General features: G+C 58.8%; 16 protein-coding genes. 11 read left to right on the top strand and 5 right to left on the bottom strand.

What is annotated here, in order from left to right; all coding sequences use genetic code 11:
- The first annotated feature begins 169 nt into the window (after positions 1–169).
- Positions 170–1,093, top strand: coding sequence for a LysR substrate-binding domain-containing protein (locus tag ABLV52_RS00365; protein WP_023289914.1), 924 nt, complete (start codon positions 170–172; stop codon positions 1,091–1,093).
- A 276-nt stretch (positions 1,094–1,369) separates the two neighbouring features.
- Positions 1,370–3,742 (top strand): membrane-bound PQQ-dependent dehydrogenase, glucose/quinate/shikimate family, encoded by a 2,373-nt coding sequence (locus tag ABLV52_RS00360; protein ID WP_023289915.1) that lies wholly within the window; start codon positions 1,370–1,372, stop codon positions 3,740–3,742.
- 68 nt (positions 3,743–3,810) lie between these two features.
- Here the strand turns inward: ABLV52_RS00360 and ABLV52_RS00355 are convergent, their stop codons facing one another.
- The 3 genes from ABLV52_RS00355 to cybB form a co-directional block, all read right to left on the bottom strand.
- Positions 3,811–4,929: an S-(hydroxymethyl)glutathione dehydrogenase/class III alcohol dehydrogenase gene (locus tag ABLV52_RS00355; RefSeq protein WP_023289916.1), complete on the bottom strand. Its 1,119-nt coding sequence runs from the start codon at positions 4,927–4,929 to the stop codon at positions 3,811–3,813.
- 24 nt (positions 4,930–4,953) lie between these two features.
- Positions 4,954–5,229, bottom strand: a complete 276-nt coding sequence (locus ABLV52_RS00350) for a metal/formaldehyde-sensitive transcriptional repressor (protein WP_004202822.1) — start codon at positions 5,227–5,229, stop codon at positions 4,954–4,956.
- 105 nt (positions 5,230–5,334) lie between these two features.
- A complete protein-coding gene (gene cybB, locus ABLV52_RS00345) occupies positions 5,335–5,862 on the bottom strand; it encodes a cytochrome b561 (protein ID WP_023289917.1) in 528 nt (175 codons plus the stop codon).
- Between the two features lie 243 nt (positions 5,863–6,105).
- Here cybB and ABLV52_RS00340 point away from each other — a divergent pair, with 243 nt between their 5' ends.
- Positions 6,106–6,474 (top strand): hypothetical protein, encoded by a 369-nt coding sequence (locus tag ABLV52_RS00340; protein WP_004202826.1) that lies wholly within the window; start codon positions 6,106–6,108, stop codon positions 6,472–6,474.
- Between the two features lie 9 nt (positions 6,475–6,483).
- Here the strand turns inward: ABLV52_RS00340 and ABLV52_RS00335 are convergent, their stop codons facing one another.
- Positions 6,484–6,669, bottom strand: a complete 186-nt coding sequence (locus ABLV52_RS00335) for a hypothetical protein (protein ID WP_004202827.1) — start codon at positions 6,667–6,669, stop codon at positions 6,484–6,486.
- 221 nt (positions 6,670–6,890) lie between these two features.
- On the opposite strand from ABLV52_RS00335, the gene add reads away from it, so the two are divergent.
- Complete coding sequence (gene add, locus ABLV52_RS00330; protein WP_348889857.1) at positions 6,891–7,892, top strand: adenosine deaminase; 1,002 nt, start codon at positions 6,891–6,893, stop codon at positions 7,890–7,892.
- A gap of 35 nt (positions 7,893–7,927) precedes the next feature.
- Here the strand turns inward: add and ABLV52_RS00325 are convergent, their stop codons facing one another.
- Complete coding sequence (locus tag ABLV52_RS00325; protein WP_060589475.1) at positions 7,928–8,968, bottom strand: oxidoreductase; 1,041 nt, start codon at positions 8,966–8,968, stop codon at positions 7,928–7,930.
- A gap of 190 nt (positions 8,969–9,158) precedes the next feature.
- Here ABLV52_RS00325 and blr point away from each other — a divergent pair, with 190 nt between their 5' ends.
- The 7 genes from blr to rsxC all read left to right on the top strand — a co-directional run.
- Entirely contained in the window at positions 9,159–9,296 is a 138-nt protein-coding gene (gene blr / locus ABLV52_RS00320; protein WP_012541534.1) for a division septum protein Blr, read from the top strand.
- A gap of 115 nt (positions 9,297–9,411) precedes the next feature.
- Complete coding sequence (locus ABLV52_RS00315; RefSeq protein WP_048297639.1) at positions 9,412–10,782, top strand: GH1 family beta-glucosidase; 1,371 nt, start codon at positions 9,412–9,414, stop codon at positions 10,780–10,782.
- A gap of 215 nt (positions 10,783–10,997) precedes the next feature.
- Positions 10,998–11,213 carry a transcription modulator YdgT gene (gene ydgT / locus ABLV52_RS00310; RefSeq protein ID WP_004202843.1) on the top strand — a complete coding sequence of 72 codons (216 nt, stop codon included), beginning with the start codon at positions 10,998–11,000 and terminating at the stop codon, positions 11,211–11,213.
- A gap of 75 nt (positions 11,214–11,288) precedes the next feature.
- A complete protein-coding gene (locus ABLV52_RS00305; protein ID WP_023289920.1) occupies positions 11,289–11,729 on the top strand; it encodes a DUF2569 domain-containing protein in 441 nt (146 codons plus the stop codon).
- Between the two features lie 78 nt (positions 11,730–11,807).
- Positions 11,808–12,389, top strand: coding sequence for an electron transport complex subunit RsxA (gene rsxA, locus ABLV52_RS00300; RefSeq protein WP_002907658.1), 582 nt, complete (start codon positions 11,808–11,810; stop codon positions 12,387–12,389).
- Entirely contained in the window at positions 12,389–12,967 is a 579-nt protein-coding gene (gene rsxB, locus ABLV52_RS00295; protein WP_004202846.1) for an electron transport complex subunit RsxB, read from the top strand. The genes rsxA and rsxB overlap by 1 nt, the downstream gene beginning before the upstream one ends.
- Positions 12,960–14,780 (top strand): electron transport complex subunit RsxC (gene rsxC, locus ABLV52_RS00290; protein ID WP_348889856.1); only part of this gene is annotated, 1,821 nt, incomplete at its 3' end. The genes rsxB and rsxC, both read left to right, overlap by 8 nt.

Here is a 14,780-nt window from a genome sequence, read left to right as displayed (position 1 = left end):
CCCCCCCCCCCCCCCCCCCCCCCCCCCCCGCCCCACGGCGTGTTAAACCATAGGGAAAGATCTTGTAATGTAATCAGCTCAAATGTTAAAAATATTTTGCTATCTGGTTATCAAATTTAAACAAGGCCGCTTGTCTCTTTCACCGCTGTGTTTTTAACATCATCTTACTATGGAAAAAAATGGTCTCTTCAGTCAGCGCATTCGCTTGCGCCATCTACACACCTTCGTGGCCGTCGCTCAACAGGGAACGCTGGGGCGCGCGGCTGAAACTTTAAATCTGAGCCAGCCAGCACTTTCAAAAACGCTTAACGAACTTGAACAGCTGACCGGTACCCGTCTGTTTGAGCGGGGACGTCTGGGGGCGCAGCTGACCCTGGTCGGGGAACAGTTTCTGACTCATGCCGTGAAGGTGCTTGATGCCCTTAACTCGGCGGGCCAGGCGCTGAACCGTAAAGAGGGCCTGAATAACGATATTGTACGCATCGGCGCGCTGCCTACCGCCGCGCTGGGGATCCTGCCGACGGTGATCGGCCAGTTCCATAAGCAGCAAAAAGATATCACGCTGCAGGTCGCCACCATGAACAACACCATGCTGCTCGCCGGGTTAAAGTCCGGGGAGATCGACATCGGCATCGGACGGATGTCCGATCCGGAGCTGATGAGCGGCCTGCATTACGAACTGCTGTTCCTGGAATCCCTTAAGCTGGTGGTTCGTCCGGGACATCCCCTGCTGCAGGAGACGGTGACCCTCAGTCGGGTGATGGAGTGGCCGGTGGTGGTCTCGCCAAAGGGCACCGTGCCGCGGCAAAACGCCGAAGCGCTGCTCCAGAGTCAGGGGTGCAAAATGCCCGCCGGCTGCATCGAGACCCTGTCCGCCTCCCTGTCGCGCCAGCTAACGGTTGATTTTGACTATGTCTGGTTCGTCCCTTCCGGGGCGGTGAAAGACGATCTTCGCCGTGGCGTACTGACCGCCCTGCCGATTGCCACCCAGGGCGCCGGGGAGCCCATCGGCATTTTAACCCGCGTCGATGCGACGCTGACCCCCGGGACGCACACCCTGCTCAGCGCTATTCGTAAATCAATGCCTGCCTGATCCGCCGCCCCCCGGCCCGTCGCGGCCGGGGAGCCGACGCCGACTGAGACACATTCAGCAAAATAATCATTTAGTGCGAAATTATTTATTAACATTTGCGCAAATTTCTTTAACAGATCTATCATATCGCGATTTCACCAAATGGTTCATATGAAATCAAAGCAGGCAATAAATTTGGCTTTATGAAGATACAAACCGCTTCATTCAAAAATGAAACAAAATAACTTTGTTTCATTTGGTTCGTAATGAGGTGGCTGGTGTGGTTAAGGAGATTTCATGACAACTGGCAACGCGCCGCGCGGATTCCCCCGGATCCTGCAGTGGCTTCTCGCCGGACTGATGCTGATCATCGGTCTGGCTATCGGTATTCTGGGGGCAAAACTGGCTCTCGTCGGCGGCACGCTGTACTTTGCGCTGATGGGCGTGGTGATGGTTATCGCGGCAGTGCTAATTTTCCGTCGCCGCCGCGGCGGGATTTTGCTGTACGCCGTGGCGTTTATCGCCTCAGTGATCTGGGCGATCGGCGACGCTGGCTGGAACTTCTGGCCGCTCTTCTCGCGCCTGTTCGCCCTTGGCGTGCTGGCCTTCCTCGCCGCCCTGGTCTGGCCTTTCCTCGCCAGCCCGCCGGCGAAAAAAGGCCCGGCTTTTGCCATCGCCGCCGTGCTCGCCGTGGCGCTGGCGGGAAGCTTTGGCTGGATGTTTAAATCCGAACCGCTGGTCAGCGCCACGGAAGCGGTACCGGTGAAACCCGTCGCGCCGGGCGAAGAGCAGAAAAACTGGGCGCACTGGGGCAACACCACCCACGGCGACCGCTTCGCCGCTCTCGATCAAATCAACAAGCACAACGTCAACCAGCTGCAGGTAGCCTGGGTGGCGCATACTGGGGATATTCCGCAGAGCAATGGCTCCGGCGCGGAAGATCAGAATACCCCGCTGCAGATTGGCGATACCCTCTACGTCTGTACCCCATACAGCAAAGTGCTGGCGCTGGATGTCGACAGCGGCAAAGAGAAATGGCGCTATGACTCCAAATCCTCTTCGCCTAACTGGCAGCGCTGCCGCGGCTTAGGCTATTACGAAGATAGCCAGGCGCAGACGACGCCAGCGTCAGGCGCCCAGCCTGCCGCCTGCTCCCGTCGTCTGTTCCTGCCGACGATCGATGCCCGCCTGATCGCCATTGATGCCGACACCGGCAAACTGTGCGAGAGCTTCGGCGATCGCGGTATTGTCGACCTCAGCGTCGGAATGGGCGAAGTCAAAGCGGGCTACTATCAACAGACCTCCACCCCGCTGGTCGCGGGCAATGTGGTGGTGGTGGGCGGCCGCGTCGCGGATAACTACTCTACCGGCGAACCGCCGGGGGTGGTCCGCGCGTTTGACGTCCATACCGGTAAACTGGCCTGGGCGTGGGATCCGGGTAATCCGGCGCTGACCGGCGTACCGCCGGAGGGCCAGACCTATACGCGCGGCACGCCGAACGTCTGGTCGGCGATGTCTTACGACGCGAAGCTGAACCTGATCTATCTGCCGACCGGCAACGCTACGCCAGACTTCTTCGGCGGCGAACGAACCGCGCTGGACGACAAATACAGCTCCTCTATCGTCGCTGTGGATGCCGCGACCGGCCAGGTACGCTGGCACTTCCAGACCACCCACCACGACCTGTGGGACTTTGACCTGCCGTCTCAGCCGCTGCTGTACGATCTGCCTGACGGCAAGGGCGGCACCACCCCGGTGCTGGTGCAAACCAGCAAGCAGGGCATGATCTTTATGCTCAATCGCGAAACCGGCGAGCCGGTGGCGAAAGTGGAAGAGCGACCGGTGCCGGTGGGCAACGTCAAAGGCGAGCGCTACTCGCCGACGCAGCCTTACTCGGTGGGAATGCCGATGATCGGCAACCAGACGCTGACCGAGTCCGATATGTGGGGCGCGACGCCGATCGACCTGCTGCTGTGCCGTATCCAGTTCAAAGAGATGCGCCACCAGGGGGTCTTTACCCCGCCGGGGGAAGACCGCTCCCTGCAGTTCCCGGGCTCGCTCGGCGGCATGAACTGGGGCAGCGTCTCGGTGGATCCCAACAACAGCCTGATGTTCGTTAACGATATGCGTCTCGGTCTCGCCAACTATATGGTGCCGCGCGAAAAGGTAGCGAAAGACGCCAGCGGCATTGAGATGGGCATCGTGCCGATGGAAGGCACGCCATTTGGCGCCATGCGCGAACGTTTCCTGTCGCCGCTGGGCATTCCGTGCCAGAAACCGCCTTTCGGCACCATGTCCGCTGTGGATCTGAAAACCGGGAAACTGGTGTGGCAGGTGCCGGTAGGCACCGTAGAGGATACCGGGCCGCTGGGGATCCGCATGCATATGCCGATTCCGATCGGTATGCCGACCCTTGGCGCGTCGCTGGCGACGCAGTCCGGGCTGCTGTTCTTCGCCGGCACCCAGGATTTCTACCTGCGCGCCTTTGATACCGCTAACGGCAAGGAGATCTGGAAATCCCGTCTGCCGGTTGGCAGTCAGTCCGGCCCGATGACCTACGTGTCGCCGAAAACCGGTAAGCAGTACATCATTATCAATGCGGGCGGCGCCCGTCAGTCTCCGGATCGCGGGGATTACATTATCGCCTACGCGCTTCCTGACCATCATTGATTGACCTAAGCAAAAGGGCCCATTCGGGCCCTTTTTTGCTGCTGACGAAACGCCTTGCGCGTTAGCGATTACTGGTCGCCAAAGTGGATCACGGTGCGAATCGATTTGCCTTCATGCATCAGGTCAAAGGCCTCGTTAATTTGCGCCAGCGGCAGGCGATGAGTAATAAACGGGTCGAGGCGAATTTTACCCGCCATCGCGTCTTCCACCATTCCCGGCAGCTGGCTACGGCCTTTCACGCCGCCAAAGGCGGAGCCGCGCCACACCCGGCCAGTCACCAGCTGGAACGGACGGGTCTTGATCTCCTGCCCGGCGCCGGCCACGCCGATAATGACGCTCTCGCCCCAGCCTTTATGGCAGCATTCCAGCGCCGCGCGCATCACATTGACATTACCGATGCACTCGAAGCTGAAATCCACCCCGCCGTCGGTCAGCTCAACGATCACATCCTGAATGGGCTTATCGTAGTCGTTGGGGTTGATAAAGTCAGTAGCCCCCATCTCTTTCGCGAGAGTGAACTTATCCGGGTTAGTATCGACCGCCAGAATGCGCCCGGCTTGCGCCTGCACGGCGCCCTGGATCACCGCCAGTCCGATGCCGCCCAGACCAAAGACCGCGACGGTATCCCCGGGCTTAACCTTCGCCGTGTTATGCACCGCGCCGATGCCGGTGGTCACGCCGCAGCCCAGCAGACACACTTTATCCAGCGGCGCCTGCGGATTGACTTTCGCCAGCGAGATCTCAGCGCAGACCGTGTATTCGCTGAAGGTGCTGGTGCCCATGTAGTGATAAATCGGTTCGCCGTTATACGAGAAACGGGTGGTGCCGTCCGGCATCAGCCCTTTGCCCTGGGTGGCGCGCACCGCCTGACAGAGATTGGTTTTACCCGACTTACAGAACTTGCACTCGCCGCATTCGGCGGTATACAGCGGGATGACATGATCGCCCGGCTTAAGACTGGTGACGCCCTCGCCCACTTCCACGACCACGCCGCCGCCTTCATGGCCCAGCACCGCCGGGAAGACGCCTTCCGGATCGTCGCCGGAAAGGGTGAAGGCATCGGTATGGCACACGCCGGTATGGGTGATTTTCACCAGAACTTCGCCTTTTTTCGGCGGCGCGACGTCAATCTCTACGATTTTTAACGGCTGACCGGGGCCAAAGGCCACTGCTGCGCGTGATTTCATAACTGTCTCTTCCTCGTCGTGATGTTATTTTAAATAAGATCGTAGCAGATGACCGACCTCTGCCATTCTCGCGGCCCGCTGGTCCGGGGTGGTGTCGCCGCTGACCAGCTCGTCCTGCAGGTGGATCTCCACCATTTCGCCCATCAGACCGTTTGCCGCCCCGCGAATCGAGGCGATCTGCTGCAGGATAGTCATACAGGGTTCGCCGGACTCCAGCGCGCGTTCAAGGGCTTCAACCTGGCCGCGGATGCGGCGTACGCGGCTGAGGGCCCGTTTTTTATCTTCAGGTGAATGTGGCACGATTACGCCTCCGTATCATATAGGGGGGTATACTATATTTTATTAGCCGCAAAGGCAAAAAAAAACCCCGTCGCGGGACGGGGTCTGAATGTTGAAGCGAGTGATTCAGCGCTTACGGGGCATCATTCGCAGCAGGGTATTATCTTTCCACCAGTAATGATGGAGCAGCGCGGCAAAGGCATGCAGGCCAATCACGAAGTAACCGGCATTCGCTAACCATTCATGGATCGCTTTCAGGGTGTCCACCCGCTCAAAATCGCTCTGCGGGGCATACGGCATCGTCAGGCCAAAGGCGTACCAGGGATTCCCGCGCCAGTACATCATCACCATGCCGATCAGCGGCAGGGCAATAAACAGCAGATAAATAACCAGATGGCCGAGATGGGCGAAACCGGTCATCATTGGCGACGGCTTCGGCACGATCGGCGGCGTAGGCGTTTTCAGCCGCACCAGCAAACGCGCCGCCATCAACACGCAAATGGCGATCCCGCAGGAAACATGAATCATATTAATCAGCGGCCGATCGCTGCGGGGAAAAAAACCGCGCAGCTCCATCGCCGCATAGGCCACCACCACCAGCAAGAAGACCAGCCAGTGGATGCCAATCTGCAGGCCGGAATATTTATCGCGCATGGAATATCCTTAATGGAAAGTGTGATGCTGCCAACATAGCGGCCTTCCCTTAAATTTTCATTAACCTTTACGTTGAATTAACAAATGATTACCGCATTGTGCCGAGCCGCTGCGCCCGGACCACGCGAACGGGCGCCGGATACCATGAGCTATTACAAAATTACACAGTTTTGTTACCTGCCGCCGCGCTCTCCCCTCTATAGTTGAGAACATCTGTCGGCCACGCTGCGTATGGAGATAAAAATGAAGAAAATCAGCTTACCGCTATTGCTGCTGACCGCGTTGGCCAGCCCGACTTTCGCCGCAGACTGTCAGCCTAACGGCATCGGCGGCTCATTTTGCATTAACGATGACGGGACCACCACCGACACGGTGCCGAATGAAGTCAACGGTATGGATACGTATTCGAACAATGGCGGATACAGCAGTTCTCTGCCCGACCAGTCGGGGGCAGAGGAAGCGCTTGAAGGGTCAACGCTGTCGACGCAGCAGGACAGCGTCGCCAGCAGCGGTCAGGGAGACAGCGCCCTGGCGGGCCGCGACTGGCATTCGCCGTCCAATCTGAATGATGGCGCCGCCACCTCCAGTATGAGCCTGCTGGATAAACCCTGAGGCCTGGCGTCAGGCAAAGCTCCAGCCTGCGGCGCCGATGGCGACGGCGAACAGCAGGCAGGCCAGCGCCGTTTTGCGTAACAGCATGGTATAGAAGGAGATGGCGACGCCAACGAATACCACCAACAGAATGGGCCACATGCTTAATAACAACAGCAGAAAACCCTCAATATTATTATGGATTACGCTTTCCACATCCGCATCCCTGCCTCATCGTCGATAAAGTAAGCAGAATTTAATATGTAACATGAATACATTCAAATAAAATATAAATGTAAATGATTATGCGCCGCATTCTGCTGCGCCGGCCGGGCCTGGCGCAGGCGTTTGTTTCTTTTGCCTTTTTTCAATCGTTTTAAAGCGTTAGGTATCTGTTGTATAATGACGTGCACTTTAACTAAAAAAAGAGTGCGACCATGATTGATTCCTCATTGCCATTAACCGACATTCACCGCCACCTTGACGGTAACATCCGGGCCCAAACCATCCTCGATCTTGGCCGCGAGTTTAACATCACCCTTCCCGCTACCACCCTTGACACGCTGCGTCCCCACGTCCAGGTCACCAGCCTGGAGCCCGATCTGGTCAGTTTTCTCGCCAAGCTCGACTGGGGGGTGAAAGTCCTGGCCTCGCTGGAAGCCTGCCGTCGCGTGGCGTATGAGAACGTCGAAGACGCGGCGCGCAATGGCCTGCACTACGTGGAGCTGCGCTTCTCCCCCCGCTATATGGCGATGACCCACCAGCTGCCGGTCGACGGCGTGGTAGAGGCAGTGATCGCCGGGGTACGTGAGGGGTGCCGCGATTTCCAGGTCGATGCCCGCCTGATCGGCATTTTGAGCCGCACCTTTGGCGAAGCGGCCTGCCAGGAAGAGCTGGCGGCCCTGCTCGCCCACCGCGATGGCATCACCGCCCTCGACCTCGCTGGCGATGAGCTGGGATTCCCGGGGGCGCTGTTCCTCAGTCATTTTAACCAGGCCCGCGATGCCGGGTGGCATATCACCGTCCACGCTGGCGAAGCGGCCGGCCCGGAAAGTATCTGGCATGCCATCCGTGAACTGGGCGCCGAGCGCATCGGCCATGGGGTAAAAGCGGTACAGGATCCCGCCCTGATGGACTATCTGGCCGAGCACCGCATCGGGATTGAGTCCTGCCTCACCTCGAACGTGCAAACCAGCACCGTGCCCTCTCTGGCCCAGCATCCGCTGAAGCAGTTCCTTGAGCACGGCGTGCTGGCGAGCCTCAACACTGACGATCCGGCGGTCCAGGGGGTCGACATTATCCACGAATACACCGTGGCGGCGCCGGCGGCGGGCCTGAGCCGGGAGCAGATCCGCCAGGCGCAGATCAACGGTTTGACTCAGGCGTTTCTCAGCGAACAGGAAAAAGCCGCGCTCATTCAGCGGGTGGCCAAAGGCTGATTACCGGCCCGGCAGCCGCGCTGCCGGGCTATTTTTCACACCAGGCTGAGCGTGGCGCGGTGCCGGGCCGACTCGATACCGAGCTCAATCAGGGTCATGATCTGAATCGCCTCGCTGGCCGGGACCGGGTTTTCTCCCACCCCGTTGAGCGCATCACGGATAGCGGCATAGTAAGCGGGATAATTGCCCGGCAGCGTCAGCCACGTCTCCTCGCTGCGTTCGTCGCCTTCGACGCGAGTGAGAGTACCGTCACGCATATCATACCCCCAGTCCTCCTGCGGCAAACGTTCGCCATTTTTCAACCGCTCCTCCTGCGGGTCGAGACCGTACTTGATATAGCTGGCCCGCGAGCCGTGGACGATAAAGCGCGCGCTCTCCGCGGCGGCGAGCAATGTGCCGTGCAGCACCACCCGCCGCTGGGGATAGGCCAGCACCGCGTGAAAATAGTCGGTGGATTGCGCGCCGGGTCGAAGCTGAGCGAGATCGACCGTGATGCTCACCGGCAGACCAAACAGCGCCACCGCCTGGTCGAGCAGATGCGGTCCAAGATCATACCAAATTCCGCTCCCGGGGCCCGCCTGCTCCCGCCAGCGCTGGCGCACCTGCGGCCGGAAACGGTCGAAATGTGATTCGAAGTAACCCACCTCTCCCAGCTGGCCTTCGTTGATCAACGTTCTGACCGTTAAGAAATCACTGTCCCAGCGCCGGTTGTGAAATACCGACAGCACCCGACCACAGTGCTTCGCCAGGCTCTCCAGCTCGCGAGCCTGTGACAGTGTCACGGTAAAGGGTTTATCCACCACCACGTGCTTCCCGGCCTCCAGCGCCGCTTTCGCCAGTGGGAAGTGCGTGTCGTTCGGCGTGGCGATGACCACCAGATCGATCTCCGGGTCGTTCAGCAATTCACTCGCCGCACTGACCACCTTCACGCCAGGCCAGTCGGCATGAACTTTGGCCGCGTCGCTGCTGGAGACCGTCGTCAGCGCCAGGCCCGACGTGCCGCTGATTAACGGCGCATGAAACGTTTTGCTGGCGTAGCCATAGCCCACCAGCCCCACCCGGATCGCATCACTCATGTTACCGCCTCGCTTATTCAGCTGATGTCAATATCTGGTTAATGAGAATATTCTTACAAACCGCGACTCAAACTTATCATTTTTCCACTTACGGTTTTACCGCATGCGTGAAAAATCAGACAGATACCCCTTGTGATCTGCTGACCATGGAGTAACATTTCCCACTGTGTTCAAAGGATATTGAAGTGTTATGACGACTGTTTTTACCCGTATTGTAGAACTTATTGGCTGGATTGTTTTTGGGATTTCCGCACTGCTTTTGGTTATCGCGCACCATATTGATAATTACCAGTCGCCACCGCCAGCGGATGTGGTGCAGACAAAGTAGCGCCGCCGTGAAACAGTGACCTGCTTCGCAACTGTGCAACCGGTTTCAGAAACCGGTTGCACAGCTCTCCTTGCTTTGATTAAACTCCCTCTATCATCAGACTGGGAGCTTTTACATGGCCGCTTTTCCGCAACATTTTTTATGGGGTGCCGCTACCGCAGCGTATCAGGTCGAAGGTGGGCACGACGCTGACGGTAAAGGACCGTCAATCTGGGATATTTACTCTCACCTGCCGGGAACCACCTTTGAAGGGACCACCGGCGATATCGCTGTCGATCACTATCACCGTTTTCGCGAAGACGTGGCGTTGATGGCCGAGATGGGCCTGCAGAGCTATCGCTTTTCCATCTCCTGGCCCCGCCTGCTGCCCTCCGGGCGCGGCGAGGTTAATGAAGCAGGCGTGCAGTTTTATAGCGATCTGATCGATGAACTGCTGGCGCATAATATTGAGCCGATGATCACCCTCTATCACTGGGACCTGCCGCAGGCCCTGCAGGATGAGGGCGGCTGGGAAGCACGCAGCACCGCCGAGGCCTTCGCCGAGTATGCCCGCCTGTGCTACGCGCGCTTTGGTTCGCGTGTGAAGCTGTGGGCGACCTTTAACGAGACCATTGTCTTCATCGGCCACGGCTACATTAACGGCCTGCATCCCCCGGCCGTTCGCGATCCGGCGCGCGCCATCCAGGCCTGTCATCACGTATTTATCGCCCATGCGCTGGCGGTGAAGGCTTTTCGCGAGATGGCCGTGGCGGGCGAGATTGGTTTCGTCAATGTGCTGCAGCCGCATACCCCACTCACCGACAGCGAGGCAGACCGGCAGGCTACCGACCTGGCTGACGCCATCCATACCCACTGGCTGTACGATCCGGTGCTAAAAGGCGCCTATCCTGCTGCCCTGCTGGCGCAGACTCAAGCGCTGTGGGGCGTACCGCGCTTTGCTCCAGGGGACGACGCGCTGCTGCGAGACAACCGCTGTGACTTTATCGGTCTGAATTACTATCGTCGGGAAACGGTATCCGCCCAGCCGCCCGAAATCCCCACCGGCGGCGAGCCTGGCGTGGAGGGGTTATTCTATTTCGTGCGTAATCCGCAAAGCACCTATACCGAATGGGGCTGGGAGATCTGGCCGCAGGGGCTGACCGACGGCATTATGATGATCAAGGCGCGCTATGGCGATATCCCGATCTATATCACCGAGAATGGCCTTGGGGCGAAAGACCCGATTATTGCCGGTGAGGTGGTCGACGATCCGCGAATCGACTATCTGAGCAGCCATATTGGCGCCCTGGAAAAGGCGCTGGCGCAGGGAGCGGACGTCCGCGGCTATTATCCCTGGTCGTTTATCGATTTGCTGAGCTGGCTCAACGGTTATCAAAAGCAATATGGCTTTGTCTATGTGGACCACCAGCAAAATCTGGCACGCAAACGAAAGAAGAGTTTTTATTGGTACAAATCTGTTATTGCCAGCCGCGGCGAACAGCGTTAATCTTCTCCTGCGGGCGCCATTCGGCGCCCGGTCTGATTTAGAATATTCTTAAACATCTCCCTGCTCTTCAAGGCTGGCTTTGCTCCTTGTCATGGGTTTTTATAACCTGAATCATTCCACGCGGACCCGGCAGAAGGCGCCGTTGGTTGAGAGTAGGTTTAGTGAATGCTGATAATATTCAACGTAATTATTCCGATTATAAAATGGATACGAAAATGACCGTTCTGGACTATTTATTAAAATTCCGCAAAATCAGTTCGCTGGAAAGTCTTGAAAAACTATTTGATCACCTTAACTACTCCCTGACTGACACCGAAGAGATCGTTAATATGTATCGCGCCGCCGACCATCGCCGGGCAGAGCTGGTTTCCGGTGGTAAATTGTTCGATGTGGGCCAGGTGCCTAAATCCGTTTGGCGATTCGTGCAGTAAGACTGTCATCCTTCACGCCAGTTGCTTATACTTCCCGGCCTGCTTTTATATACTGGCGTTGAATAGGGGAGAAACATGACGTCTCAATCTGCGGAGCGCATCGGCGGCTGGCTGTTGGCACCGCTGGCCTGGTTGCTGTTGGCGCTGTTGAGCGCCTCGTTATCGCTGCTATTTTTTGCCAATGCCCTCATGTCGCCGCAGACCTGGGCCCTGCTGCGCGCCATGAGCACCGGACACATGGCGCTGTGGGTCGCCTCGCTGCTGTTTGCCATCGCCATGTGGTTTTATACGCTCTGGCTGACCATCGCCTTTTTCAAGCGGCGCTCGCTGGTGCCGAAACACTATATTATCTGGCTGCTCATTACGCTGTTGCTGGCGATAAAGGCGTTTGCCTTCTCCCCCGTTTCGGATGCCCTTGCTCTGCGTCAGCTACTGTTTCCACTGCTGGCCGCCGCGCTGCTGGCGCCCTATTTTCGCCGTTCACAGCGGGTCAAACGGACCTTTGTTAATCCGTAAAAACCCCACACTTAACCTGTTGTCGCCGGTATCGTTTTATTCGATAATAAGCGGCTTTTTTTCGTTTCAGGTCGCATGATGGCTGATTATTTACTGCTCTTTATCGGTACTGTCCTTGTCAATAACTTCGTTTTAGTGAAGTTCCTTGGCCTGTGCCCGTTTATGGGTGTTTCCAAAAAGCTGGAAACCGCAATGGGAATGGGGCTCGCGACCACCTTCGTGATGACCCTGGCCTCTATTTGCGCCTGGCTGATTGATACCTGGATCCTTATCCCGCTAAATCTGGTTTATTTACGTACCCTGGCCTTTATTCTGGTTATCGCCGTGGTGGTTCAGTTCACTGAGATGGTGGTGCGTAAAACCAGCCCGGCGCTTTATCGCCTGCTGGGGATCTTTTTGCCACTGATCACCACCAACTGCGCGGTGCTTGGGGTGGCGCTGCTGAACATCAATCTGGGCCACAATTTCCTGCAGTCGGCGCTGTACGGTTTTGCCGCCGCCGTCGGCTTCTCGCTGGTGATGGTGCTGTTCGCGGCGATCCGCGAGCGTCTGGTGGTGGCCGATGTCCCCGCGCCGTTCCGCGGTAATGCCATCGCGCTGATTACCGCCGGTTTAATGTCTCTGGCCTTTATGGGCTTTAGTGGTTTGGTGAAGTTGTAATGAGCGCAGTCTGGATAGCCGTGATCGCCATCAGCCTGTTAGGGCTGATTTTCGGCTTAATACTGGGGTATGCGTCGCGCCGTTTCGCGGTGCAGGACGACCCGGTGGTGGAAAAAATTGATGAACTGTTGCCGCAGAGCCAGTGTGGGCAGTGCGGCTACCCTGGCTGCCGCCCCTATGCGGAAGCGGTGGGCGTGCAGGGTGAGAAAATTAACCGCTGCGCGCCGGGTGGCGAAGCGGTGATGTTAAAAATCGCCGCCCTGCTCAACGTCGACCCGCAGCCCGTCGACGGCGACGAGCAGGCAGCCGAGCCGGCCCGCATGCTCGCCGTGATTGACGAGCCGAACTGCATCGGCTGCACCAAATGTATTCAGGCGTGTCCGGTGGATGCCATTGTCGGGGCGACCCGCGCCATGCATACCGTGATGAGCGACCTGTGCACCGGCTGCAACCTGTGTGTTGCCCCCTGCCCGACCCAGTGCATTTCACTCGTTCCGGTGGCGACGACCCCGGAAACCTGGAAATGGGATCTGCATACGATCCCGGTGCGAAATATTCCTGTGGAACAACATGTTTAAGCTATTTTCCGCTTTCCGAAAAGATAAAGTCTGGGATTTTAACGGCGGTATTCACCCGCCGGAGATGAAAACCCAGTCTAACGGCACCCCGCTGCGCCAGGTTTCCCTGCCGCAGCGCTTTGTGATCCCGCTGAAGCAGCACATCGGCGCCGAAGGCGAACTGTGCGTCAAGGTAGGCGACCGGGTGCTGCGCGGCCAGCCGCTGACCCGCGGTTGGGGAAGAATGCTGCCGGTTCACGCTCCCACCTCCGGCACCGTTGCCGCTATCGCCCCGCACACCACTGCCCATCCGTCCGCGCTGGCGGAGATGAGCGTGATCATTGACGCCGACGGCGAAGACCGCTGGATCGAACGCGACGGCTGGAGCGACTATCAGACCCGCACCCGTGAAGCGCTGATTGAGCGCATCCACCAGTTTGGCGTTGCCGGCCTCGGCGGCGCGGGCTTCCCCACCGGCAGTAAACTGCGCGGCGGCGGCGATAAAATTAAAACGCTGATCATTAACGCCGCCGAGTGCGAACCCTATATCACGGCGGACGACCGTCTGATGCAGGACTGCGCGGCGCAGATTGTCGAAGGGATCCGCATCCTTGCCCATATTCTGCAGCCTGACGAGGTGCTGATCGGCATTGAAGACAATAAGCCGCAGGCCATCTCGATGCTGCGGGCGGTGCTTTGCGACGCCCATGGCATTTCGCTGCGCGTGATCCCCACCAAATACCCCTCCGGCGGCGCCAAGCAGCTCACCCAAATTCTCACCGGCAAACAGGTACCCCACGGTGGTCGTTCTTCGGACATTGGCGTGCTGATGCAGAACGTCGGTACAGCCTATGCGGTGAAACGCGCAGTGATTGACGGAGAGCCGTTAACCGAGCGCGTAGTCACCCTCACCGGCGAGGCGGTAACCCGGCCGGGCAACGTCTGGGCGCGCCTTGGCACGCCGGTGCGCCATCTGCTGAACGACGCCGGCTTCTGCGCCAGCGCCGAGCCAATGGTGATCATGGGCGGGCCGCTGATGGGCTTTACCCTGCCGGGGCTCGACGTCCCGGTGGTGAAGATCACCAACTGTCTGTTAGCGCCCTCCGCCAGCGAGATGGGCGAGCCGCAGGAAGAGAAAGGCTGCATTCGCTGCAGCGCCTGCGCCGACGCCTGCCCGGCCGATCTGCTGCCGCAGCAGCTTTACTGGTTCAGCAAAGGCCAGCAGCACGATAAAGCCACCGCCCACAATCTGGCGGACTGCATCGAATGCGGCGCGTGCGCGTGGGTATGCCCAAGCAATATTCCGCTGGTGCAGTACTTCCGTCAGGAAAAAGCCGAGATCGCGGCGATTCGTCAGGAAGAGCAGCGCGCTGCGGAAGCCAAAGCGCGATTCGAGGCCCGACAGGCGCGCCTGGAGCGTGAGAAAGCGGCCCGCGCCGAGCGGCATAAAAAAGCCGCCGTCCAGCCTGCCGCCAAAGATCAGGATGCGATTAACGCAGCCCTGGCCCGGGTACGTGATAAACAGCGCGACGCCGCGCAGCCTATCGTGATTCAGGCCGGCGCCAGACCGGACAACAGCGAGGCGATCGCCGCCCGCGAAGCGCGGAAGGCCGAAGCCCGGGCGCGTAAAGCGCAGCAGCAGGCCGCGCCGGCGGAAACTCCGTCGACCGACGCTGCCGATCCACGCAAAGCGGCCGTGGAAGCCGCTATCGCCCGCGCCAAAGCGCGCAAAGCCGAACAGCAGGCCGCGCCGGCGGAAGCCCCGGCGGCCGAGCCGGTCGACCCGCGTAAAGCCGCGGTGGAAGCCGCCATCGCCCGCGCCAAAGCGCGCAAA

It is taken from the genome of Klebsiella sp. GB_Kp056 (assembly GCF_040064755.1).
Taxonomy (GTDB): domain Bacteria; phylum Pseudomonadota; class Gammaproteobacteria; order Enterobacterales; family Enterobacteriaceae; genus Klebsiella; species Klebsiella quasipneumoniae.
Note: the sequence above shows the minus strand (reverse complement) of the source record. Positions and strands in the feature narration are given on the sequence as shown.

What these genes read in the sequence shown, in the direction of transcription:
- ABLV52_RS00315 (WP_048297639.1), top strand. Translation starts at nt 9,412, where the DNA reads ATGGCCGCTTTTCCGCAACATTTTTTATGGGGTGCCGCTACCGCAGCG.
- ABLV52_RS00365 (WP_023289914.1), top strand. Translation starts at nt 170, where the DNA reads ATGGAAAAAAATGGTCTCTTCAGTCAGCGCATTCGCTTGCGCCATCTA.
- ABLV52_RS00325 (WP_060589475.1), bottom strand. Translation starts at nt 8,968, where the DNA reads ATGAGTGATGCGATCCGGGTGGGGCTGGTGGGCTATGGCTACGCCAGC.
- ABLV52_RS00340 (WP_004202826.1), top strand. Translation starts at nt 6,106, where the DNA reads ATGAAGAAAATCAGCTTACCGCTATTGCTGCTGACCGCGTTGGCCAGC.
- ydgT (WP_004202843.1), top strand. Translation starts at nt 10,998, where the DNA reads ATGACCGTTCTGGACTATTTATTAAAATTCCGCAAAATCAGTTCGCTG.
- rsxB (WP_004202846.1), top strand. Translation starts at nt 12,389, where the DNA reads ATGAGCGCAGTCTGGATAGCCGTGATCGCCATCAGCCTGTTAGGGCTG.
- ABLV52_RS00355 (WP_023289916.1), bottom strand. Translation starts at nt 4,929, where the DNA reads ATGAAATCACGCGCAGCAGTGGCCTTTGGCCCCGGTCAGCCGTTAAAA.
- rsxA (WP_002907658.1), top strand. Translation starts at nt 11,808, where the DNA reads ATGGCTGATTATTTACTGCTCTTTATCGGTACTGTCCTTGTCAATAAC.
- ABLV52_RS00360 (WP_023289915.1), top strand. Translation starts at nt 1,370, where the DNA reads ATGACAACTGGCAACGCGCCGCGCGGATTCCCCCGGATCCTGCAGTGG.
- ABLV52_RS00305 (WP_023289920.1), top strand. Translation starts at nt 11,289, where the DNA reads ATGACGTCTCAATCTGCGGAGCGCATCGGCGGCTGGCTGTTGGCACCG.
- add (WP_348889857.1), top strand. Translation starts at nt 6,891, where the DNA reads ATGATTGATTCCTCATTGCCATTAACCGACATTCACCGCCACCTTGAC.
- cybB (WP_023289917.1), bottom strand. Translation starts at nt 5,862, where the DNA reads ATGCGCGATAAATATTCCGGCCTGCAGATTGGCATCCACTGGCTGGTC.
- blr (WP_012541534.1), top strand. Translation starts at nt 9,159, where the DNA reads ATGACGACTGTTTTTACCCGTATTGTAGAACTTATTGGCTGGATTGTT.